The organism is Paenibacillus intestini (assembly GCF_030803945.1).
In the GTDB taxonomy this organism is placed as follows: Bacteria; Bacillota; Bacilli; order Paenibacillales; family Paenibacillaceae; genus Paenibacillus; species Paenibacillus polysaccharolyticus.
The window spans coordinates 127396-150368 of sequence record NZ_JAURUN010000012.1; the positions used below are offsets into that span (position 1 = coordinate 127396).

Below are 22973 nucleotides of genomic sequence, written 5' to 3' on the forward strand. Positions count from 1 at the left end.
GGGGCATACCTGCCTGAAATGGGTCTCTAAAACAGTAAGGGGGAATCGAACAGAAGTTACAAGCAAAATGCAGTATCCCTCAATTTCATGAAGGACTAGATGGCCTATATAGCAATATAAATGGAAAACTTTGGAGCAATAAATTTCTACTAAAAAACCTCCGTTTCTGCACGAAACGAAGGTTTATCCGTTAAGCCATTGGCTTCAGCTATTCGGTTTCTTGCTGACTGCTAGTTACTTCGAAACGATCGTAACAATAACAGCCAAAATCATAAATCCTGCACCCAGTACCACCGTTGCACGTTGCAAGAAAAGATCCAATCCGCGCGCTTTCGTTTTACCGAAAAGATGTTCCGCACCACCGGAGATGGCACCCGCCAAACCAGCGCTTTTCCCGTGCTGCAGCAATACTACAGTGATTAGACCGATCGAGAAAACAACGAGCAGCAATTTCAAAGCAATATCCATTCTTTCCACCTCCTACCCATGTGGGCATAACATCTGACCATAAAAACAGTTGCTTTAATTGTAGCATAGCTATAGGCGTGATACAAGTAGTACACCACACCCTATTTCCCTTAAATTTCAAAATTGGACATCAAGTATTCATATTGCTACTACATCCACACTCCACAGCACCATTTTGTTCATAAAAAAGACAAGCCGGTTACCCGGCTTGCCCGAAAAGCTGTATACGCAGCTTATTTTTTGAGGTTGTAGAATCCTTTAAGACCATTGTATTGAGCAAGCTCATCCAATTGATCTTCGATGCGAAGCAATTGGTTGTATTTTGCGATACGGTCTGTACGGGAAGGAGCACCCGTTTTGATTTGACCCGCGTTTGTTGCAACAGCGATGTCAGCGATTGTGCTGTCTTCGGACTCACCGGAACGGTGGGAGATTACAGCTGTGTATCCTGCACGTTTAGCCATTTCGATTGCATCGAATGTTTCAGTCAATGTACCGATTTGGTTTACTTTGATCAGGATGGAGTTACCGATACCTTGCTCGATACCTCTAGCAAGACGCTCAGTGTTCGTTACGAACAAGTCGTCACCAACGAGTTGTACTTTGTCACCCAATTTTTCAGTGAGCAATTTCCAACCATCCCAGTCATCTTCGGACATACCGTCTTCAATCGTGATGATTGGGTACTTCTCAACCCAAGAAGCCAGAAGGTCAACATACTCAGCGGAAGTGTAAGATTTACCTTCACCAGCCAAAGTGTATTTACCATCTTTGTAGAACTCAGTGGAAGCAACGTCCATACCCAGGAATACATCAACACCTGGTTTGTAACCAGCTTTTTCGATTGCTTCGATAATTGTAGTGATTGCTTCTTCGTTAGAACCCAGGTTTGGTGCGAAACCACCTTCGTCACCTACAGCTGTGTTCAAGCCTTTGGAGCTCAGTACGGATTTCAGGTTGTGGAAGATTTCTGCACCTACGCGAAGAGCTTCTTTGAAGCTTGGTGCGCCAACTGGCAATACCATGAACTCTTGTACGTCGATGTTGTTGTCAGCGTGCTCACCACCGTTGATGATGTTCATCATTGGTACTGGCAATGCTTTCGCGTTGAATCCGCCCAGGTAAACATACAGTGGCAATTCCAGAGCATCAGCAGCAGCGCGAGCTACAGCCATGGATACAGCCAGGATTGCGTTTGCGCCCAATTTACCTTTGTTTGGCGTACCATCCAAAGCGATCATCAATCTGTCGATACCCAGTTGATCCAAAGCATCCATACCGATTACTTCTGGAGCGATGATTTCATTTACGTTTTTAACAGCTTGCAGAACGCCTTTACCGAGGTAACGGGATTTGTCACCATCGCGAAGCTCAACTGCTTCGTGGGCACCAGTGGATGCACCAGATGGAACGATTGCGCGTCCGATTGCGCCGGACTCCAGGTATACTTCAACTTCAACTGTAGGGTTACCGCGGGAGTCGAGGACTTCGCGAGCGTACACGTCAGAAATAATAGTCATGAGTGATAATCTCCTTTAATTTTGAATTTATTAAAAATTAGGACCACTTGTGTTTCCCCTTATCCACTACATCAGCAGAATCGTCTTCCGATCGCTGTTATCCCCGGATTCCTTTGAACTTATTCTCATAAGTTGGAATCCTAGTGATAAAGGCGAACGCTCACGCTTCTTCAGACCATTTCTGCTGCCTCCGTTCAGGGGCAAACGCCAAACTTCCCAATTTCATATATGTTGGCTGTGCAACTTACTTACGGGTAGCAATAACGGATGTTCCCGTCATCTCTTCCGGTTGTGGCAATTGCATCAGGTCAAGAATGGTTGGCGCGATATCGGCCAAAATTCCACCTTCACGCAAAGTTACATTTGGATCAGTTACGATAAATGGAACCGGGTTCGTTGTATGAGCTGTGAACGGACGTCCTTGCTCATCAAACACCATATCTGCGTTACCGTGATCCGCAGTGATCAGCACTACGCCGCCTTTGGCAAGTACCGCGTCTACAACGCGACCCATGCACTCATCCGTCACTTCAACCGCTTTAATGGTAGGCTCCAGCATACCGGAGTGTCCAACCATGTCAGGGTTAGCAAAGTTCAGGATAATCGCATCGTGTTTATCCGCTTCAATCTCACGGACTGCTGCATCGGCTACTTCATAAGCGCTCATCTCCGGTTGCAGGTCATACGTCGCCACCTTAGGTGAGTTAATCAGCACGCGAGTTTCGCCTGGAAGCTCTACATCACGGCCGCCGCTGAAGAAGAAGGTTACGTGCGGGTACTTCTCCGTTTCTGCAATACGCAGTTGTTTTTTGTTATTCTGTACCAGCACTTCACCCAGCGTATTGTCGAGGTTTTTAGGCGAGTAAGCCACATAACCTTCAACTGTTTCGCTGAACAACGTCAGGCACACAAAGTGCAAGCCTACAGGGAACTTCGGCCCACGATCGAAACCGCGGAAATCGGAGTTCGTGAATACTTGCGACAACTGGATTGCACGGTCGGGACGGAAGTTCAGGAAGATGACGGAATCGCCACTCTCTACCAGACCTACCGGCTCACCATCCGCTTGAACGATAACCGTTGGTTCAACGAACTCGTCAAATACGGATTTCTCATACGATTCTTCAACCGCTTTGAGTGGATCAGTGTATTTCGGTCCATCACCGTAAACGATGGCGCGGTAAGATTTCTCCACACGCTCCCAGCGTTTGTCACGGTCCATAGCATAGTAGCGGCCTTGAACCGTTGCGATTTTACCTACACCCACTTCATCAATCTTAGCGATCAGCTTCTGCATGAAGTCTTTACCACTATCCGGCATAACATCACGGCCATCCAGGAAGGCATGAATGTATACTTCATTCATTTCTTCTTTTTTAGCCAGATCCAGCATCGCGAACAAGTGGTCGATGTGACTATGTACGCCACCATCGGACAACAAGCCGTAGAGATGAAGCTTTTTACCGTTCTGTTTCGCTTCGCGCACCGCTTTGACAAGTGTTTCATTGTCATAGAACTCGCCGTCACGAATCGATTTGGAGATACGGGTCAAATCCTGATATACGATCCGGCCGGCACCAATATTCAAGTGACCTACCTCGGAGTTCCCCATTTGTCCTTCCGGCAAACCTACAGCCTCACCGCATGCAGTCAAAGTTGTGTGTGGGAACTGGCTCATGTAACGGTCATAGTTCGGTTTTTTGGCTTGCGCTACCGCATTGCCTTCCACCGTGTTACGCAGACCGAAGCCATCCATAATGATCAGTGCTACAGGTTTTGGAGCTGTCATCTTACTTCGCCCCCTCAACAAGCGCGATGAACGAAGCCGGCTGCAAGCTGGCACCGCCAACAAGTGCGCCGTCGATGTCGCTTTGTCCGAGGTATTCTGTTACGTTTTCCGGTTTCACGCTGCCGCCGTATTGGATACGAACCGCATCTGCAACCTGCTCGTTGTACAGATCCTTCACCAATGTACGGATGTAAGCAATAACTTCATTCGCATCTTGGGATGTAGAGGATTTACCTGTACCAATCGCCCAGATTGGCTCATAAGCGATAACCACTTGTGCTGCTTGCTCAGCAGTCAGACCAGTGAAAGCTGCTTCGGTTTGCACTTTACATACGTCTTTTGTTTGGTTGGCTTCGCGCTCTTCAAGCGTTTCACCAAGGCAGAAGATTGGAGTCAATCCATGACGGAATGCTGCATGCAACTTTTTATTGACAGTCTCATCGGTTTCCGCAAAGTACTGACGGCGCTCCGAGTGACCGATAATCACGTAATCAACACCCAGTTCTTTCAGCATGATACCGCTGATTTCACCAGTGAATGCACCGTTGTCTTCGAAGTGAAGATTTTGTGCACCGATTTTGATGTTAGTGCCTTTCACAGCTTCTACCAGGGATGGCAGGTTTGTAAAAGGTGCGCAGATTACTGTTTCTACGCCTGCGACTTCCGCTTTTCCTTTAACTTCCTGAATGAAGTCATTGGATTCGGAAACCGTTTTGAACATTTTCCAGTTACCCGCGATAATTGGTGTTCTCATTGGTTTCAACTCCTTCATGCTATAGCTTAAAGCTTACTTGTCGTTCAATGCAACTACGCCTGGAAGCACTTTGCCTTCCATGAACTCGAGCGATGCACCGCCACCTGTGGAGATGTGGTCCATTTTGTCAGCCAATTTGAACTTCTCAGCTGCCGCTGCAGAATCGCCGCCGCCGATTACTGTGTAAGCAGATGTTGTAGCACAAGCTTCTGCTACTGCACGAGTACCGTGGGAGAATGGCTCGATTTCGAATACGCCCATAGGTCCGTTCCATACAACCAGTTTGGAGTTTTTAACTACGTCAGCGTAGATCTCACGTGTTTTAGGACCGATGTCGATACCTTCCCAATCTGCAGGAATGTCGCCAACTTCAACGATTTTTGTGTTTGCGTCTGCACTGAAATCGTCAGAGATTACGATATCCACTGGCAGGTAGAAGTTTTTGCCCAGTTTTTTTGCTTTTTCGATAAAGCCAAGTGCTACATCCAATTTGGACTCATCCAGCAGGGATTGACCTACTTCGTGGCCTTGAGCTTTCATGAATGTGTAAGACAAACCACCACCGATGATTACGTTGTCTGCAATATTCAGCAGGTTGTCGATCACATCGATTTTGTCTTTTACTTTGGAACCACCGATGATTGCTGTGAAAGGACGCTCAGGGTTGGAGATTGCTTTACCCAACACATCAAGCTCTTTTTCCATCAACAAACCGGACACTGCTGGAAGCAAGTGAGCGATTCCTTCGGTCGAAGCATGTGCTCTGTGAGCTGCACCGAATGCATCGTTAACGAATACATCAGCGAGTTCAGCAAATTGTTTTGCCAGTTCCGGATCGTTCTTCTCTTCGCCTGCGTGGAAACGAACGTTCTCAAGCAACAATACGTCGCCATCGTTCATTGCCGCGATTTGAGCTTTAACCGCTTCACCTACGGAATCATCCGCTTTAGTAACCGGTTTACCCAGCAATTCAGACAAACGCTCAGCTGCTGGCGTCAAACGCATGGATTCTACAACTTCACCCTTTGGACGTCCCATGTGGCTCGCCAAGATTACTTTTGCACCTTTTTCGATCAGGAAGTTGATCGTAGGCAGTGTTGCACGAATACGTTTGTCATCTGTAATTTTACCATCTTCGAGCGGCACATTGAAATCTACACGGACAAATACCCGTTTTCCATTCAATTCGATATCACGTACACTTTTTTTGTTCATCTCTATTTCCTCCGCACCCATGTATTTGGTGAACCTTTCAAGAGCTGAATCCCTTGTCAGTCCTGGTGTTCATGAGAAATTAACTAAATATCCATATATAAAGAGCGGAAACAATAACAATCTGTTTCCGCTCTATGTTATTACAGATATTACTTGATCATTTTTGCAAAGTGCTCCAATGTGCGAACCAATTGAGCTGTGTAGGACATTTCGTTGTCATACCAAGCTACAGTTTTAACCAGTTGTTGGTCGCCAACAGTCAGAACTTTAGTTTGAGTTGCATCAAACAGGGAACCGAAAGTGATTCCTTGGATATCGGAAGATACGATTTCGTCTTCAGTGTATCCGAAAGTTTGTGGATCGGAAGCTTCTTTCATAACTGCGTTAACTTCTTCAGCAGTAACTTTTTTGCCCAGAACAGTTACAAGCTCAGTCAGGGAACCAGTAGCTACTGGTACACGTTGAGCTGCACCATCCAATTTGCCTTGCAGTTCAGGGATAACCAGACCGATTGCTTTAGCAGCACCAGTTGTGTTAGGAATGATGTTTTCAGCTGCTGCGCGAGCACGACGGAAGTCACCTTTAGGGTGTGGAGCATCCAATGTGTTTTGGTCGCCAGTGTAAGCGTGAATTGTAGTCATCAAACCTTGAACGATTCCGAATTTGTCTTGCAGTGTTTTTGCCATAGGTGCCAGGCAGTTTGTTGTGCAAGATGCGCCGGAGATTACAGTTTCAGTACCGTCGAGAATTTCATGGTTTACGTTGTAAACGATGGTTTTCATGTCGCCAGTAGCTGGTGCGGAGATAACAACTTTCTTAGCTCCACCTTTCAAGTGTTTCTCAGCTGCTTCTTTCGTTGTGAAGAAACCAGTACATTCCAGAACGATGTCTACACCCAGGTCTCCCCAAGGCAGTTCTTCAGGGTTACGGTTAGCAAGTACTTTAACTTCTTTGCCGTTTACTTTGAAGAAACCATCATGTACTTCAACATCGCCATCGAAGCGACCTTGAGTTGTATCATATTTGAGCAAATGAGCCAGCATTTTAGCGTCAGTCAAGTCGTTGATTGCTACTACTTCAATGCCCTCTACATTTTGAATACGGCGGAATGCCAAACGACCAATACGTCCAAAACCGTTAATACCTACTTTAATCATGAGTAAGTTCCTCCCAAGTTTTGATTAGTTTTTTATGAAGCTATATATTCAAGACAGACGGTAAAGTCCGTCAAGACAACAAGAGTTGTGTTCAAAATAAAACCATTTCATCTCTGAAAAGTTAGATGTTTTCCATGTCAGCGACGATGACTTCGGCCGCAGCCTCATCAATAATCAGAATATCTTCCTGTCCGAACCGCAGTACGGAATGGATGGCAGCTGCCTTGCTTTTGCCGCCCGCAATGCCAATGACTACATCGGTGCGTTCGATATCCTGAAGCCGCATGCCCAGCGTAAGCATGGTATGTACCACGTCACCCTGACCATTGAAGTAATACCCGAAGGACTCCGATACAGCTCCCTGCTCCTGAAGTTCGTCAATGATCTCCGGTGCAAGCTTGCGTCTCTTCGCCATCTCCACAGCATCACCAATGCCATGAATTACGATGCGCGATTGCCTGATCAGCTGTAAAATCTCCTGAACTCCCGGGTCCTGGATCAGTGATTCATAGGCATGGTCACTAAGCAAATCCGGTACATGCAGGAGTTTGTATTGAGCCCCTGTCCGTTTTGCCATCGTGGATGCAATCGTATTTGCCTGAATTTCCAGGCTCTCTCCCAACCCGCCACGTGCTGGTACAAACCAGACACCCTTCATTGAAGTCGGTGGTGTGAGTTGTTCTGCGACTTCGGCCGTTGTTGATCCGCCTGTTACAGCGACAACGTCGTTGTCATTCATGATACTGCTGAGAGCTTTTGCTCCAGCTCTTCCAAGCTCCCTTTTGGCGTAAGGAGATATATCCGAATCACCAGGAACCACGACTACCTTTTGCAGACCGTAGGCTTGCTTGATTCGCTCTTCCAGCTCGGATAATCCAAACAGCTCTTTCGCGACAGGTTCTAATTGCTGCAGCAAATTATAACCCGCCTCGCTGATCTTCATCCCTGCACTGTCAATTTCGATAAGTCCCTGAGCCTTTAACAGATCGGTCTCAGCTCTCAGAACCCGCTCGGTCATCTGCATGGAATTGGCTAACGTTCTCCGCCCAATCACATCCGATAACATGATCTGGTGCAGAATCGTATAGCGTTTTTTCAAGACATCCATGAGATCGGGCAGAAGCTGCTTTTGCACTTCCAAGATCGTTCGCATGCTTTCCACTCCCGCAAGCTTCATGTTCCAAGCTTTCTGCATGGCCTTAAAATGTCCCGGGTTAACTTTTTAAGTCCCACGTTCATTCTACCTAAAACTGACGCGAGATGCAAGTGTTTCAATTGCTTATTTCGACAGGTTAGCAGGCGTTTATACGCGCCTATTTTCACAACCTCAACACATCGAGATAAGGAAATGAGGATCTCACACCATATATAGAAGAAGTCCACACATAACATCTATATCTTGCTGTGTTTCATTTTCATAGGGCATGTCCAAAACTTCTTATAGCATGTACTGAAATACAAGCTTTATCCATCTTTCTTCATCATGATCATTTCCGAAACAATTCAAACCATCTTCGGAATAACTCAGCCCATTCATGAAAGACAACGTGAGCCCATTAATCGTAAGGAAAACCACACCATGTTCATGCAAAGCAACTGCTTGCAATTCACCAGTGCATAAGCTATAATCATTATTGCTGTCACATAATTTGCGCCCGTGGTCCAATGGATATGACGTAGGCCTCCGAAGCCTGAGATCCAAGTTCGATTCTTGGCGGGCGCGCCACTTAATTTTTTAACAGCTCATAATGCATTTAACCAACGAAACCGGAAAGGTTTCTTTTTTTTCAAACTTAGTTTGACTTTCTTTGACTTTTTGTTTGAGATTGTTTATGATGTGGTTAATACGGTAACAGTTTAAGTATAAACACCATTTAACATTTACATTTCCGAGGAGGTTTTTCACGTGAGTTATATTCCAATGGTCGTTGAACAGAGCAACCGGGGTGAGCGCGCCTATGATATTTATTCCAGATTGCTGAAGGATCGTATCATTTTCCTTGGCAGCGACGTGAATGACGTTGTAGCGAATGCCATCATGGCACAGATGTTGTTCCTGGCAGCGGAAGATCCGGAGAAAGACATTCACCTATACATCAACAGCCCAGGCGGATCCATCACAGCGGGGATGGCAATTTACGATACAATGCAGTTCATTAAACCGGATGTATCTACGATCTGCGTAGGTATGGCGGCTTCTATGGGTGCATTCTTGTTGAATGCCGGTGCAAAAGGCAAACGTTTTGCGTTGCCAAACAGTGAAATTATGATTCACCAACCACTGGGTGGCGCACAAGGTCAAGCGTCGGACATCGAAATCCGTGCACGTCGCATTCTGAAAATGCGTGATACCTTGAACCGCATCATCTCCGAGCGCACAGGTCAACCTCTGGAGCGTATCGAAAAAGATACAGATCGTGACTACTTCATGAGTGCTGCTGAAGCAGCCGATTACGGTATCATCGATAAAGTAATCCAAAACGTAGGCTCCCAAGGCATCTAAGCTTTAGCTACCTGGAGACAACGTAAATAAGCGCAGGGCGGGCATCACCTGAATATAGGTGAGCACGCTCTGCGCTTTTTAATTATAAACAGGCAATATCACCACCCGGTCTTGGGGTGCATTGCCTGCATAAAGCAGAAGCCCCCGTCATTCTTGCTTCGACGGAGGCTTCCGGTTTATTATTTTTCACGAAGAAACGGTATAAGTGCTCTTGACTTGAATTTAATTTATTTTATGATTTCATCTAACCTAATACGAACTTACTTCTCCGAAGCTACGTTGCTGAATGGTGCGGTTCCTTTAGGCAGAATATCCTTGTAAGTGAACTTGAATTCAGGGAAGCCCTCCGCATATGCTGTGTACTCATACAACTGGAAGAATACCACTGCACCTGTTGGCGTCACGTAGAAATCCTGATCTTTGTTAAGGCCTTTGTAGCCACTCAAGTATCCCGTGTTCGCTTTCAGTTGCTCGCCAACCTTTTTGCTGATCGTTTCACGCATCGACTTGCTATTAGCAATTACATCATCCAGTGTCAGCTCTTTGCCAGTGTCGAGTGCAAACGTGTGACCTGTACGGTAAGTCATACCGTGTGCGCCTGCATAGTCCTCATAACGTTGAGTGATCAGACCCAGTACGCCGTTCTCATTGTAACTCACCACATACGAAGCTTCGAATGCATATGGACGATTTGCAGTTGCTCCACCAAATTCAGACGTTTGTTTTTTGAACGCCGCAACAGCGGTGTCTACTTCATCTTTGAGCACCTTGTTAATCGCAGCTTCTGCCTCTTTGCTCGCCAGTCCGCTCACTTGCGGGTACTGCACATCCACCTCAGCATTTTTAACGGTTACATTCGCTTTGGTCGATTTCACCTGTACGTTATTTTGTTTCACCTTGCTCAGGGTCAGTGTTTTGGTTTTGGCATCCCAGCTACCTTGTACACCCAAATAATCTCTCATTGCAGAGAACGGGATGTACAAACGACCCTGGATCAACTTTGCTTCCACTTGAGGATAAAAACCATTAATATACACGTTCGGCTGTCCATCCATCAAACTAACAGTCATTGCATTGTTCGCTGCAGTTACGGTATATGACTTTGTTTTTGCATCATATTTCAATGTCCCGCCTGCTACATCCTTAACTGCTGTCAGCGACACCCATGTAGATCCACCTTGGAGCAACCCTTTTTGCGTGAGGGTTTTACCGCCTGATTTCAACGTTACTTCAGCCGGTGCAGTTACTTTGGAAGATACGGATGCTGCTTGAACCGATTGATCCATCCACGCTGTACTTCCTCCCATAATTACACCTGCTGCCAATAATGCACTCGTCCACTTTTTCCATGTTTTCATCTGTAAAACTCCTCTCTAATATTTCATTTAGGTTTAATGCGTATGTAAATTTAATTAGATTTCATAGGCCATACGCTTGCCTCTTTATTATAATTAACCCTTTTTCGGAAAGGTTTACAGCTCCAGTTACAATGTTGATGAAAATCGTACGATATTAATCGCAGAAAATGAACGTTTTGTCACGAACAATGCTACAAAAACGACATGATTCGACCATCTCTTAGACAGGTAACACAAGTACTTTCTGACCCTCGCTTCCTCAAAGCCAGCATGTGCAACAAAAAAACACGGCCCCGAAGGACAGTGCTTTTGTCATTTTTATAAATTCTTAATATTTAATATTTTATCCCGTGATGTGCAAAATTCCTTACTTCATCTCATACGTGATATTCAGAACGGTGCTTACTTTGACCTGACCAGCCTCAATCTGTGTACCTGCATCTGATTCACTCTTCGCTTGCGACATGAGCTCTGATGCATAGAACACAGGAACATTAGCATCTGGCTGACTTACCGAAAGAACAGTACCCAGCTGACGTTTAACCGCTTTAGCGATCGCTCCTGCTTTCACATCTGCATTAGCTACCGCCTTAGCAATCACTTCGGATTCGTATTTCTCCGGATTCTCTACTGTAAAGCGTACATTTTCGATGTTGTTGGCACCCGCCTGGGATGCGGCATCCAGCAATTCACCAATCTTGTCCATATCACGATATGTCACTGTCAACGTGTGATGTGCTGTGTAACCTTTAATTTTCTGTCCATCTTTTTCGCTATACGTGTAGTTTGGTTGCACATAGAATTGACTGGTTTGAATATCATCTGCACTGATCTTCCATGTGTTTTTCAGCAAATTAGTAACCTTTTGGATCTTAGCAGCATTTGCCTTCTGTGCTGACGCCGCAGTATCGGCAGTACTGTTCACACCGATGGACAGATAGGCAATATCCGGCTTCACTTGAATCTCACCTTTACCTACGACATTGATTACATTTTGCTGTACGCCCTGAACTTCGGCAGCATAAGCGTAGTTTCCTGGAGCTACATAAGCCGTTCCTCCGACCAGCAACGAACTTGCCACCAGCACTGCACCAAACGGTTTCATCCATTGTTTACCCATTACGAATAACCTCCTCATATGTTAACTTCTCAAACTTGAAGCGATTTGATACCTTAACAGACGGGACAAATTCCATAATGTTGCACTTGACGGACCCGTTTAATTAAATTTTATATAAAACGCAAAAAAGCCCCTTGCGGGACTTCTTCATGGATTGAATTGAGTTCATGAAGCTTATTGGTTCTCAAGCTCTTCCTTGCTCACCAGGCTAACTAAAGCGTTTACAGCCTGATCCGCATCCGCGCCTTCAGCACTAATATGGATTTCTGTACCTGTACTGATCGCAAGGCTCATGATTCCCATGATACTTTTAGCATTTACTTTTTTATCGTCCTTCTCGACGAACACTTCAGATGAGTACTTATTCGCTTCCTGAACGAACAGTGCCGCAGGTCTGGCATGGAGACCCGTTTTCAAACGGACAACTACCGGGTGCTTTGTCATAGAAACTTACCCCCTATTATGAAATCTGGACATTAAATACACAATTATATTTATACAACATTATACCATTAACCCGTGCAGGACACTAGAAGAAAAAACATAGCCCTCGGGCTTAGGCCAAAATCCAGAGCCGAAGCCTCTCCTTCACCCGCACGAGTAACCCAACACGACCTGGTAAGGTCATAACAAACCTTAAACCTAAATGATTCTTTTCAACCTTCAACTTTAACGTTCCGCGCGCACTTTCTCAGCAAGCTCATCAATCTTCCGAAGGCGATGGTTCACGCCTGATTTGCTAACCGTACCTTTTAGCAATTCGCCTACTTCCTTCAGATTGATATCGGGATGAGCAAGCCTTACCTCAGCTACTTCACGTAGCTTATCCGGAAGAGATTCCAAACCTACTTCCTTTTGCAGTAAACGGATATTGTCGATTTGTCTAACCGCTGCGCCAATCGTTTTGTTCAGATTAGCTGTCTCACAATTGACAATTCGATTCACCGAATTACGCATGTCCCGCATAATTCGAACATCTTCAAACTTGAACAAGGCCTGGTGAGCACCAATGATGCTAAGCAACTCAATGATTTTCTCGCCTTCCTTAATGTATAGGATGAATCCTTTTTTCCTTTCTATACACCGGGCATTAAGATGAAATTCATTAGCCAAATCCACCAGTGCCTGACAATGCTCTTCATACATGGACGCAATCTCCAGATGATATGAGGAGCCCTCCGGGTTATTTACGGAACCACCTGCCAGAAACGCACCACGAAGATAGGCTCGCTTACAACAATTCTTCTCCAGTAACTCTTCATTAATGCCAGGAGTAAACAAGAATCCTTCAGAGACGATGTGCAGCTCCTTTAGAATCTCCTGAACCATAGACGGAACACGAACAATATACACATTGTTCTTCTTCAGCCGCATTTTTTTGCGAACCAACAATTCCGTATGCACTTGAAAATGCTTTTTAAGCAGAGAGTATGCCCTTCTTGCGATCGCAGCATTCTCTGTCGAAATATCCAAGATGACTTTTTTATTCGATAACTGCACTGCACCAAGCATACGGATGAGGGCTGAAAGTTCCGCCTGTTCGCAGCACGCTTCACTTTCAATCATCGTTAATTCTTTTTTGGTCTGTGCTGCAAATGACATGGGACTTCACCTCTTCCGTAACATCCAATTTTGGACCAGTTGGTAAATATGATGGCTGAGCTTATCAGCATCATGGCGCAGATAGGTTTTGAACAAAACCAGCGTATCTGCGACAACCTGATAACCTGAACTTTTCAGCACATTCATATCGAGAACAACCGGTTTTGCTCCTTTTTCCGCATACTTATTCTGCACTTGTAGCGGAATGTCACCATTGTTCACGATCACGTAGTCAAAGAGCTGGTGACCAATATGATCATGCACTGCCTTAAGATGATCACTCACTGTATAATTATCGGTCTCTCCCGGCTGTGTCATTACGTTACAAATAAACATCTTCACCGCATCCGTTTGAACGACAGCTTCTGCCAGTTTGGGCACAAGCAGATTAGGAAGGATGCTCGTATATAGACTACCTGGGCCAATAAGAATCGCATCTGCTTGGCGTATAGCCTCCACAGCTTCTGGCAACGGCTCCACGTGATCCGGTTCAAGAAAGACACGTTTAATACGCCCGCCTGCCTCAGGGATTTTGGACTCACCAGTAATAATTGATCCATCCTCCATCTCAGCGTGTAACACAACAGCTTGACCTGCTGCCGGAAGCACCTGACCTCTAACGGCAAACACGCGGCTAAGCTCCCGCACAGCGGTCACAAAGTCGCCTGATATATCCGTCATTGCAGCCAATATCAAATTCCCCAGGCTGTGGCCTGCAAGCCCCGCGCCTGTATTGAAACGATACTTTAACATGTCCGAAAGCAGTGGCTCAACATCTGCCAGCGCGGTGAGAACGTTACGAATGTCGCCTGGTGGCGGCATTTGCAACTCACTGCGCAAGATCCCTGAACTCCCACCGTCATCGGCAACCGTAACGATGGCCGTGATATCCATCGGCTTTTCTTTTAAACCGCGTAACATCACAGATAATCCGGTTCCGCCGCCCATAACAACGATTCTCGGACGTTCTCTCCGTGGTCCGGCCTCTTTCATCCCTTCACCCTCTTCAATGACGGTCCCGGTCAGCGTCGCGGTGGCTTACGGTAACAGCTTCAGTCTCACTGCTTCCGAGCATTTTGCCCAAATATTCCGATATTGCTACCGAACGATGCTTGCCTCCGGTACAGCCGATTCCAATAATAACCTGGCTTTTGCCTTCCTTCCGGTATTGCGGAATCAGAAAATGCAGCATATCCAGCAGCTTGGTCAGAAACGCTTGCGTTTCCGGCCATTTCATAACATATTCGTACACTTCACTATTTTGTCCTGTATTCGGCCGCAAATGATCAATATAATGCGGATTCGGTAAAAAACGAACATCAAATACGAGATCCGCATCAATCGGAATGCCGTATTTAAATCCGAAGGACGTTATATTCACGGACAACATCTGGCTCTCCAAGTGAGAGAACCGCGAGATGATGCGCTCCTTCAATTGAGCAGGCTTCATGGTGCTGGTATTCAGCACCTGAGTCGCTGAATTTTTAAGTTCCTCCAGCATCTTGCGCTCCAGCTTAATGCCATCCAGCGGCATACCTTCTGGCGCTAACGGATGTCTACGTCTGCTCTCTTTATAACGTTGAACCAGAACCGAATCGGTTGCATCCAAAAATAGAATTTCGCAGTGAATCGTAAAATGATCCTTGATATAGTTTAAAGACTCGGACAATGCTGTGAAAAATTCACGTCCCCGAAGATCGATGACTAGTGCTACCTTGCCAATCTTGCCATTCGACTGTTCGATCAACTCCGCGAATTTAGGAATTAGAACAGGCGGTAAATTATCTACGCAGAAAAACCCCAGATCTTCCAGGCTCTGCACAGCTATCGTTTTACCCGCTCCGGACATGCCCGTAATGATAATGAGCGTGGCGCCTGTGCCTGGTGAGCCTTCACCGTCAAGCATAAATGTCCCCTCCTTATCATATTGCTGTCGGATATATCATGTTACAAAGGTACTACGAACGTAAGAGGAGACCTGCCGCGCCTACGATACCTGCATCATTACCCAGTGTAGCTTCCAAAATCTGAACACCTTGTTGCAGCGGCTCTGGAGTCAATTGAGCAAACACAGTTCGAATCTCATCAAACAAGAAGTCGCCCGCCTTGGATACCCCGCCGCCAACAATAAATAATTCCGGATTCAGTACAGCGGCTACGGTTGCCATGGATTTGCCCAAATAATAAGCCGCACGGTTTACAATCCGCAGTGCCACTTCATCGCCCGCTTTGGCCGCATCAAATACTTCCTTGGCAGCGATTTTGTCTACCAAAGCAAGGGACGTATGATCACCACGCTCTACAGCATCCTTCGCCATACGAATGATACCTGTTGCGGATGATACCGTCTCTACACATCCCATTTTACCACAGCCACACTTGATTGCTTCCAGATCCGGTACAACACTGATGTGACCCAGTTCCCCTGCCATGCCGGAGAACCCTTGATAGATTTTACCGTTCAGGATGAGACCGCCGCCAACGCCTGTACCGAGTGTGAAGCATACACAATTGTCTACACCCTTGCCGGCTCCAGCCCAAGCTTCACCCAGAGCAGCAACGTTCGCATCATTATCTATTTTGACAGGCTTGCCCAGACGCTCTTCCAGAACCGAACGAATGGCTACATTCCGAAATCCGATGTTAGGAGCATGAACAATAATCCCCTCGCGTACATTCGTGAAACCGGCAACTCCTGCTCCGACACCCTCAAGCTGTTCCCAGCTGTATGGCGATTCGGCTACGATATGACGGACATACTTCTCGATGTTGGCGATAACCGTGTCAACGCCCTGGTCCACTTCAGTCGGTCCTTCATACGTATGCATAAGCTGACCTTGATCATCACATATACCGACCTTGATTGCTGTTCCGCCGAGATCGACCCCAACGTAGATTTTCTCAGACATGCTGCAAGCCACCTTTATCTATCTAAAATAGTTTAAGTCCTACGTACCAACTATAATTGAAGGATACGCCGGGGTCAAGACGAGAAGACCTCACGCCCAACATGCTTTGGCAGGGTTGTGAACAACATCACACACCATTTTTGAATGCGTATACAACCTCATTTTAATCTATTAAAACGCCATGCTCCCTCCTCCCCTGATAGAAAGGGTAGCCTAAACTCATGATATTTCATTATCCCTCGTTCCATTCATAAAAATTGACAATGGTCATCTGGTCACCATGACATTGTTAACTAAATCCCCCATGATACCCCTCACCTCAGGTGTGGGTATAACAAAAAACGCCATCCAGCGAAGCACTGGAGGCGTTTATTTTTTTTCGCACAATTTAGGAACTCTCAAGAATCAATTACAACTTCGTCTCTACTCGCACAGGCTCCTCAGTCTTCTCCATCTTGTTTACATCCAGAATATCCAGCATGAAGACAAAGATTGGAATACCAATAATCAAGCCCCAGATGCCGAGGAAATGTTGCGACAGAATCAGCACGATAAAGGTGTAAAACATCGGTAACTTGGTCTTGTGCGCCATGAGCTTCGGATTCAGGAAGTATGTTTCCAGCGCATGAATAATGATGATCATAACGATCACGATGATGGCCATCTGCAATCCGCCCATTTGATACCCGATCAGACAGAGCGGCACAAGGGAGATCATAACCCCTGCAACAGGCACCAGACTGAGCAGGAAGACCATAATTGTTAACGCGAATAGGTAAGGGTAACCTAAGATCCACAATCCGAGCATCGTCAGCACCGTATTAAATACGGCAATTAGCAGTTGCGCTTCAATGACTTTACCAAAAGAAGATACAAATTTGTCTCCCAGGTATGCCACTTCATTATAAAACCAACCGATTTTACTTGTTTTGAACTTGGATGTGAATTTATAGATTTCTTTTTTCTGCAACAGGAAGAACAAACTCAAAATAATAACCAGCAGGATGAATTCCAGCCATTTACTAAAGGCAAAAATGTATTTCAGTGCTTCGTTGGTATAATTTTTAATGTCGAAGGACTGCAGATAACCAGCGATCTTGGAGGCAAAATTATCACCATCCGCCGTGTCGAGAAATTTCATAATCTCGTTGGTTAACTGCACCACCTGATCCACAATTCGTGGTGAATATCTGGAAATACCAAGAACAATTCCGGCTATCACAATCATATACAGCAGAATGACCACGACTTTATAGTCGATTGAAAAAAAGCGATTCAAACCTTTTGTGATGAGATGCTGTAGCCTGTTCATGACATAAGTCACTAGGAACAACAGCAGAATCATATGAAGCATACTCCCCATACTGAACAAAATTAAACAGAACAACAGCAGGATCAAAAAACGTCTAACCGTTGCATTCTGAAGCCAATCTTTTATCATTTCCCCCAACATCTTCACCTCACAGCTAATATACCCCTTATGTATACGAAATCATGCCCACCATCGTTTCAAAAAAAGAGAAGCCCTCCGGCTTCTCTCAGTTCATGAGACTTCCCGTTGTCTCTTATAACTATTTATTCCTGGCCATGAGGCTGTCATGCATATTATTTATCCAGCGTTTCGCTCCAATCATGCACGACGCTTCCCTCCAGAAACTTTTCGCAATCCATCGCTGCCATACAACCTGATCCTGCAGCTGTAATGGCTTGACGATATTTCGTATCCTGAACATCACCACATGCAAATACTCCTGGGATATTGGTTTCTGTTGTTCCTGGCTTCACCACAACATACCCATGCTCATCCAGTGTAATGGCATTGCCAAGAAATCCGGTATTCGGCGTGTGCCCGATGGCAACGAATACACCATCTGCTTCGAGCAACTCTTCCTGACCGGTTTCATTGTTGCGCACCTTCAACCCTTTGACACCCATTGCTTCAGGTACAACCTCAAGAGGTGTACGGTTCAAAGCCCATTTCACCTTCTCGTTGCTGCGGGCCCGATCCTGCATAATCTTGGATGCGCGCAGTTCGTCCCGGCGGTGAACCAACGTAACATCTGTAGCAAAACGAGTCAAAAAGCTCGCTTCTTCCATAGCAGAGTCACCACCGCCCACCACAACGATCTTTTTACCGCGGAAGAAAAACCCGTCACATGTTGCACATGTGCTGACTCCCCGCCCTACATTCTCCTGCTCTCCCGGAATACCGAGATAACGAGCCGAAGCACCTGTGGAGATAATGATGGAGTCCGCTTCCAATTCACCAATGCCGCCCACACTTACTTTAAAAGGTTGCTTACTGAAGTCAACCTCTTCCACCCAGCCATTCTTGAATTCAGCCCCAAAACGTTCTGCTTGCTTACGCATGTTGTCCATCAACTCAGGCCCCATAATACCTTGCGGGAAACCCGGGAAGTTCTCGACGTCTGTAGTCGTTGTCAATTGCCCACCTGGCTGAAGACCTTCAATCACCAGCGGATTCAGATTCGCACGAGCCAGATATATCGCTGCTGTCAGACCCGCAGGTCCAGTTCCGATCACAATCGTTCTGTATTTAGACATATAGATACAGCCTCCTTCATCAGGTTCAGATGTGTAATGGTCGCGAATAACTTGCCAAGATGATATCTACAGGCATTTTTAGACCTATTCGTTAAGTTTACCCGTTTTCCCGGTTAATGTATCCTTCTCTCAGGGACAACCATGCTTCAAGCTTGAATTGCAACGTTTTACAGAGCCTATATCTCTGAATTCTATCCGTTAGGCGGAGTTACACTACAGATCTGATTGAGCTGCCTCGCATATTTGCTGACGGTAGATGCGGATATACCGTAACGTTCAGCGATACTCTGATACGTAACGGGCCGGCTACGGTTTTTGGAAGCCAGATACTCCAGTCCTGCAGCCCATCCTTCGATCTGTTTGGAACCAGATAGATCCGGTCGAACCCTGGAAACATAATCCGTCCAGATCCGCTCCATCTCTTGCTGTAATTCGGCTCTCGCCTCTGACATCTGAAGCGCACGATCAACAACAGCCTGCCAATGAGGGGATGTCTCTTTTCCGAGTCGAATCCCTGTAATTTCCTTCTTACTCGCCTTAGGTACGGTCTTTAACGCCTCCGCCTCCGGGGTAAGTGGTTGAGAAACTTCAGCGTTCAATTCAGGATGTTCAACCCTTTGCAGATCATGTAAAACGGCTTGTGCCGCCTTGACCAGGGTAGGCTCTTCACCAGGTTCATCAATGAACAATTGCAAGGCCTGTTGCACCTCGTAATCGCCAATCATGCCAAGCGCATGAATAACCTGCAACTTGGTTGCCTGATCTCCATGACGTAAAGCCCAGAAGAACGATGAGCGAATCAGTGGATCATTTTTCATCTCTTCCGGAATGCCATTACCGTAATCCTCCCATTGCTTGAACTGCTCGTCAAAAGGAAGATGGTAGTGATAGCTTAACTTACTCGGCTCCTGCACACCTTGAATTACCGCTTCAAGGCCGTCCAAATAATAACGAGCCACCTCAGAACCTGGGTCAAGCTTGTTCACGTGATGCCACAGCCGCTTTGCGATGTCATACCGTTCTGTGTTGAAAGCTGCTACTGCTGCGTAATGCGCCAGTGCCGGATCAGTGGCGGTCTCTTCACCCTTAAGCAAACGGCGGAAATGAATATAGGCCGCGTCATGCTGGCCCAGAATCCCCATTGTTGTAGCGAGCTTGTATACCTGTTCGTGCTGGAATGGCACGATCGCGCGCAGTTTTTTGATCAACAACAACACTTGGTCTGTCCGGTTCTCATTTTGATAGAAGATCGCCAGATTACAAAGTGCGTGCAGATTGCCTGGTTCCTGTTCCAGCACTTCAGCGATAGTCTCTTTCGCTTTAGAAAACAGTCCCATATAATAATAGGCGAGAGCCAGATTGTTACGGGCAGCGAGATAATCCGGATAATCGGGCGACATGCCTTCAAGCAACTCTGCAGCTTGGGCAAACTTCCCCTCTTCCAGAAACTCGCGTGCCTGATCGTGCTCCACAACACCTTTGCGTGACTTGATTCGATTTAATTTGGCCGGACGATCCAGCTCATAATACAAAAGCTCCATCATTTCTTCGGCTTCCGTCATGAACTGTCCTTGCGTGTCTTCCTCCAGATAGGTTACCAGTGCACGCTCGGCTTCCTCGAATTGATCCATGTTGGCATAATTGTTCGCCATATAGAAATAACATTCCGTCATCGACGGGTCAACCACATCCAGCACATTTGCCAGAATGGCGTTGGAGGCTTCATAATCCCCCTTTTCGGACAATATACCTGCCATATTACAATGATTCACCGGATTATCCGGCTCGTACTCAACAGCTTTACGAAAATATTTCAATGCCTTGTCGACATGATTACGGTCCAGCGAGCGGACAGCTCTTTCAAAAAAGAAAGAAGCATCCAAGTGAATCGGTATAATATTGGCAAGGTGACCCTCGGTCCGCACTAGCTTGCCCTTCATCTTCCAAGGCACCTCCTCTTTGCTTTCATTCATACTCTTCAGTATACCACATCTTTAGGCCCTCTTCGCTATATGTAGTTTCATGTCGTTTATGAAAAAAATACAAAAAATAAAGATGATATTTCATCCCAATTATGAATGAAACATCATCTCTATTGAAGGTTAATAGGTAATCCATTTAGCTACTTGAAGAGTGAAGATTATCCTTTATTTCGTCAGCGACGGTGAAAGCGTTATATCTAGCGTTTTATCAAACGGAGTCATGAAATTAACCAGTACAATCTTGCAATTCTCAGGCGTCTTAGCTTCACGAACATGTGCAGCCAGATGTCCCATCTCGCCTCCATCAATCTCTAGCCAATCTTCTCCGCAACTGTAACGTAGCTTGCCGCCTTTCCACAGAATGCTTCCATCACTGGTTTCTATGCCATCTTCACAGCTAAGCTCTCCTTCATTTCCAAATACAAAGGATAACTGCATCATGATTTCCTGTGGTTCCTCACCAGTCAGATGCATCGTCCAACCGCGATCTGTCTGCAGTACCTCAGCATCAACACGGAATGTCTGCTCATGTGTAAGTGTACGGGTCTGATGTGGAAGCAAATACCACGGGCTGATCGATGAGGAAGCTGTAGCTGGTAAATCGGCCGAAGGAATTGGTCCGTAATAGCCTTTCTTCTGTTCCCCGGTCAACTGATATCCCTGAGGCAACCGCGTCATCTTTTGCATCGGTACATATCCGGGGTTAAAGTAAGACGCTAACTGAACCGCGAGCAGACGTACCTCACCGTGACGAAGTGCAAAAAATGGAGCTACCTCGGTCATAACCGTTACACTGGTCTCTCCATCGCGAATTCGGGCAACAGGAGCACCAAAATCCGTATGCATGCGACTGTGCGAGATTCGTCCATAATGGCCTACATTCTCCATTTGGTCCACATAACGTTCCCGTCCAAAATGCTCATTGAGCATCACTTCATATTGACTCGGGAGCGCATCCCTTGTTCCAGTAGCCTGTTGAAGATCAGGCTCTAGCAACAAACGTACGAGTGCATTCACCGAACACACACCAGGGTCTGTCAAATCGCTGTCTGCCCAAGCAGCCATACCTGCAAAAATCGGATCTTGATCCAGTTTGGCCATAATCGCATAGGGCAAATAATACGAAGACAAGCCATGTTTACTGCCGAGATCCTGGCGGCCTGAATAATCGGTCACAATTTCACCAGTAGGGTGCACCAAATATACCATCATCCTGAGGTTCAAACGTACCGGCTCCAGCAGTTCAGGACGGTTCAACAAACGTGCAGCATGAATCAACATAATATCACTCACCGCATTGTAGATCCCGTTGCTACGCTCGGTCCATTCTCCATCAGGGGTAATATCAATCCCTTCCGCCAGCCATTGTTCCGCGCGTTGTACCGCTTCCTCTATGCCGAAGATCTCATGCAGAAAACCAAGTGCGGCACACAACACCCAGCGATGGTTTGGTGTATGACAGCCTCCCGTTAACATGACAGGGATCGTCCGTTCCAGGAACAGTCGCATATTATCCAGCACAGGCTTCAGTGGTGCCCAGTCCTGTTGGTTCAAAAGTTGATACAACTGCGAATATCCTACGACAACAAAAGCAGTGTCTGGCGGGGAGTGATAGTTCGTCCAGCCGGGGGAAATCGATCCATCACTGTGCTGATGACGCAACACAAACTCACTAGCAAGTCGCAATCTTTCCAGCAAGTCCTCGTCTCGATAATACTTGGAGTCCTGATTAGAAATTGCCGCTCCCCAAAAACACATATCTGTAGGTGTTCCCGTTGTATGGTTAACCCAAGCCACACCCGAAAAAGGATCAATTGTTCCACCATAGTAACGGCTTTCCGAATCAAGCACCTGCCGCTCTATGCCTCGTTCCGTGGCTCTGTCATTGCTTTCTACCATTTGTCTATACATCTACATTCCCCCTCCATCCCATCCATTCAATAACGTCAACTCATACGAATACAGTCGTATTCAAAAGATAAGATCAGCAGGCTGTGCGCTCTAACAGCCCAAGCCAACCGATCTTATCCG

19 protein-coding genes and 1 tRNA gene are annotated in these 22973 nt (G+C 46.2%); 2 read left to right on the forward strand and 18 right to left on the reverse strand.

What is annotated here, in order from left to right:
* Positions 1–234: 234 nt before the first annotated feature.
* The 7 genes from secG to J2T16_RS24665 form a co-directional block, all read right to left on the reverse strand.
* On the reverse strand, positions 235–468 hold the full coding sequence (secG, locus tag J2T16_RS24635) for a preprotein translocase subunit SecG (protein WP_090924801.1): 234 nt from the start codon (positions 466–468) through the stop codon (positions 235–237).
* Between the two features lie 233 nt (positions 469–701).
* Positions 702–1988 carry a phosphopyruvate hydratase gene (gene eno, locus J2T16_RS24640; RefSeq protein ID WP_090924800.1) on the reverse strand — a complete coding sequence of 429 codons (1287 nt, stop codon included), beginning with the start codon at positions 1986–1988 and terminating at the stop codon, positions 702–704.
* 244 nt (positions 1989–2232) lie between these two features.
* A complete protein-coding gene (gene gpmI, locus J2T16_RS24645) occupies positions 2233–3777 on the reverse strand; it encodes a 2,3-bisphosphoglycerate-independent phosphoglycerate mutase (protein ID WP_499019434.1) in 1545 nt (514 codons plus the stop codon).
* A gap of 1 nt (position 3778) precedes the next feature.
* Positions 3779–4531 (reverse strand): triose-phosphate isomerase, encoded by a 753-nt coding sequence (gene tpiA / locus J2T16_RS24650; RefSeq protein ID WP_308723438.1) that lies wholly within the window; start codon positions 4529–4531, stop codon positions 3779–3781.
* 33 nt (positions 4532–4564) lie between these two features.
* Positions 4565–5746 carry a phosphoglycerate kinase gene (locus tag J2T16_RS24655; protein WP_154891555.1) on the reverse strand — a complete coding sequence of 394 codons (1182 nt, stop codon included), beginning with the start codon at positions 5744–5746 and terminating at the stop codon, positions 4565–4567.
* 149 nt (positions 5747–5895) lie between these two features.
* The gene (gene gap / locus J2T16_RS24660; protein ID WP_056695277.1) at positions 5896–6903 is read right to left on the reverse strand and encodes a type I glyceraldehyde-3-phosphate dehydrogenase; all 1008 of its coding nucleotides are present in this window, start codon (positions 6901–6903) and stop codon (positions 5896–5898) included.
* Between the two features lie 121 nt (positions 6904–7024).
* The gene (locus J2T16_RS24665) at positions 7025–8056 is read right to left on the reverse strand and encodes a sugar-binding transcriptional regulator (RefSeq protein WP_499019435.1); all 1032 of its coding nucleotides are present in this window, start codon (positions 8054–8056) and stop codon (positions 7025–7027) included.
* Positions 8057–8554: 498 nt separating this feature from the next.
* On the opposite strand from J2T16_RS24665, the gene J2T16_RS24670 reads away from it, so the two are divergent.
* Positions 8555–8629 (forward strand) — tRNA-Arg (locus J2T16_RS24670).
* A gap of 180 nt (positions 8630–8809) precedes the next feature.
* Complete coding sequence (gene clpP / locus J2T16_RS24675; RefSeq protein WP_090924795.1) at positions 8810–9406, forward strand: ATP-dependent Clp endopeptidase proteolytic subunit ClpP; 597 nt, start codon at positions 8810–8812, stop codon at positions 9404–9406.
* Between the two features lie 260 nt (positions 9407–9666).
* Here clpP and J2T16_RS24680 read toward each other — a convergent pair whose 3' ends face one another.
* The 11 genes from J2T16_RS24680 to J2T16_RS24730 form a co-directional block, all read right to left on the reverse strand.
* Positions 9667–10764: a stalk domain-containing protein gene (locus J2T16_RS24680; protein WP_308723440.1), complete on the reverse strand. Its 1098-nt coding sequence runs from the start codon at positions 10762–10764 to the stop codon at positions 9667–9669.
* A gap of 367 nt (positions 10765–11131) precedes the next feature.
* The gene (locus J2T16_RS24685; RefSeq protein WP_154891557.1) at positions 11132–11884 is read right to left on the reverse strand and encodes an SIMPL domain-containing protein; all 753 of its coding nucleotides are present in this window, start codon (positions 11882–11884) and stop codon (positions 11132–11134) included.
* Between the two features lie 174 nt (positions 11885–12058).
* Positions 12059–12328 (reverse strand): HPr family phosphocarrier protein, encoded by a 270-nt coding sequence (locus tag J2T16_RS24690; protein ID WP_090924792.1) that lies wholly within the window; start codon positions 12326–12328, stop codon positions 12059–12061.
* 225 nt (positions 12329–12553) lie between these two features.
* Positions 12554–13486 carry a DNA-binding protein WhiA gene (gene whiA / locus J2T16_RS24695; protein WP_090924791.1) on the reverse strand — a complete coding sequence of 311 codons (933 nt, stop codon included), beginning with the start codon at positions 13484–13486 and terminating at the stop codon, positions 12554–12556.
* 6 nt (positions 13487–13492) lie between these two features.
* Positions 13493–14479, reverse strand: a complete 987-nt coding sequence (locus tag J2T16_RS24700; protein WP_221790105.1) for a gluconeogenesis morphogenetic factor MgfK — start codon at positions 14477–14479, stop codon at positions 13493–13495.
* 13 nt (positions 14480–14492) lie between these two features.
* Entirely contained in the window at positions 14493–15392 is a 900-nt protein-coding gene (gene rapZ, locus J2T16_RS24705) for an RNase adapter RapZ (protein ID WP_090924789.1), read from the reverse strand.
* Between the two features lie 52 nt (positions 15393–15444).
* Positions 15445–16395 (reverse strand): ROK family glucokinase, encoded by a 951-nt coding sequence (locus J2T16_RS24710; protein WP_123066169.1) that lies wholly within the window; start codon positions 16393–16395, stop codon positions 15445–15447.
* Between the two features lie 409 nt (positions 16396–16804).
* Positions 16805–17836, reverse strand: coding sequence for an AI-2E family transporter (locus tag J2T16_RS24715; protein ID WP_499019436.1), 1032 nt, complete (start codon positions 17834–17836; stop codon positions 16805–16807).
* Positions 17837–18000: 164 nt separating this feature from the next.
* Positions 18001–18960 (reverse strand): thioredoxin-disulfide reductase, encoded by a 960-nt coding sequence (trxB, locus tag J2T16_RS24720; protein WP_499019437.1) that lies wholly within the window; start codon positions 18958–18960, stop codon positions 18001–18003.
* A 191-nt stretch (positions 18961–19151) separates the two neighbouring features.
* Positions 19152–20900 carry a tetratricopeptide repeat protein gene (locus tag J2T16_RS24725; RefSeq protein ID WP_499019438.1) on the reverse strand — a complete coding sequence of 583 codons (1749 nt, stop codon included), beginning with the start codon at positions 20898–20900 and terminating at the stop codon, positions 19152–19154.
* A gap of 207 nt (positions 20901–21107) precedes the next feature.
* Entirely contained in the window at positions 21108–22853 is a 1746-nt protein-coding gene (locus J2T16_RS24730; protein ID WP_499019439.1) for a hypothetical protein, read from the reverse strand.
* Positions 22854–22973 lie beyond the last annotated feature (120 nt).

Coding starts and splice junctions, on each gene's coding strand:
- tpiA (WP_308723438.1), bottom strand. CDS start 4,531: ATGAGAACACCAATTATCGCGGGTAACTGGAAAATGTTCAAAACGGTT.
- J2T16_RS24665 (WP_499019435.1), bottom strand. CDS start 8,056: ATGCGAACGATCTTGGAAGTGCAAAAGCAGCTTCTGCCCGATCTCATG.
- gap (WP_056695277.1), bottom strand. CDS start 6,903: ATGATTAAAGTAGGTATTAACGGTTTTGGACGTATTGGTCGTTTGGCA.
- J2T16_RS24680 (WP_308723440.1), bottom strand. CDS start 10,764: ATGAAAACATGGAAAAAGTGGACGAGTGCATTATTGGCAGCAGGTGTA.
- J2T16_RS24685 (WP_154891557.1), bottom strand. CDS start 11,884: ATGGGTAAACAATGGATGAAACCGTTTGGTGCAGTGCTGGTGGCAAGT.
- J2T16_RS24690 (WP_090924792.1), bottom strand. CDS start 12,328: ATGACAAAGCACCCGGTAGTTGTCCGTTTGAAAACGGGTCTCCATGCC.
- trxB (WP_499019437.1), bottom strand. CDS start 18,960: ATGTCTAAATACAGAACGATTGTGATCGGAACTGGACCTGCGGGTCTG.
- secG (WP_090924801.1), bottom strand. CDS start 468: ATGGATATTGCTTTGAAATTGCTGCTCGTTGTTTTCTCGATCGGTCTA.
- gpmI (WP_499019434.1), bottom strand. CDS start 3,777: ATGACAGCTCCAAAACCTGTAGCACTGATCATTATGGATGGCTTCGGT.
- J2T16_RS24730 (WP_499019439.1), bottom strand. CDS start 22,853: ATGTATAGACAAATGGTAGAAAGCAATGACAGAGCCACGGAACGAGGC.
- J2T16_RS24710 (WP_123066169.1), bottom strand. CDS start 16,395: ATGTCTGAGAAAATCTACGTTGGGGTCGATCTCGGCGGAACAGCAATC.
- eno (WP_090924800.1), bottom strand. CDS start 1,988: ATGACTATTATTTCTGACGTGTACGCTCGCGAAGTCCTCGACTCCCGC.
- rapZ (WP_090924789.1), bottom strand. CDS start 15,392: ATGCTTGACGGTGAAGGCTCACCAGGCACAGGCGCCACGCTCATTATC.
- J2T16_RS24715 (WP_499019436.1), bottom strand. CDS start 17,836: ATGATAAAAGATTGGCTTCAGAATGCAACGGTTAGACGTTTTTTGATC.
- whiA (WP_090924791.1), bottom strand. CDS start 13,486: ATGTCATTTGCAGCACAGACCAAAAAAGAATTAACGATGATTGAAAGT.
- J2T16_RS24725 (WP_499019438.1), bottom strand. CDS start 20,900: ATGAAGGGCAAGCTAGTGCGGACCGAGGGTCACCTTGCCAATATTATA.
- J2T16_RS24655 (WP_154891555.1), bottom strand. CDS start 5,746: ATGAACAAAAAAAGTGTACGTGATATCGAATTGAATGGAAAACGGGTA.
- J2T16_RS24700 (WP_221790105.1), bottom strand. CDS start 14,479: ATGAAAGAGGCCGGACCACGGAGAGAACGTCCGAGAATCGTTGTTATG.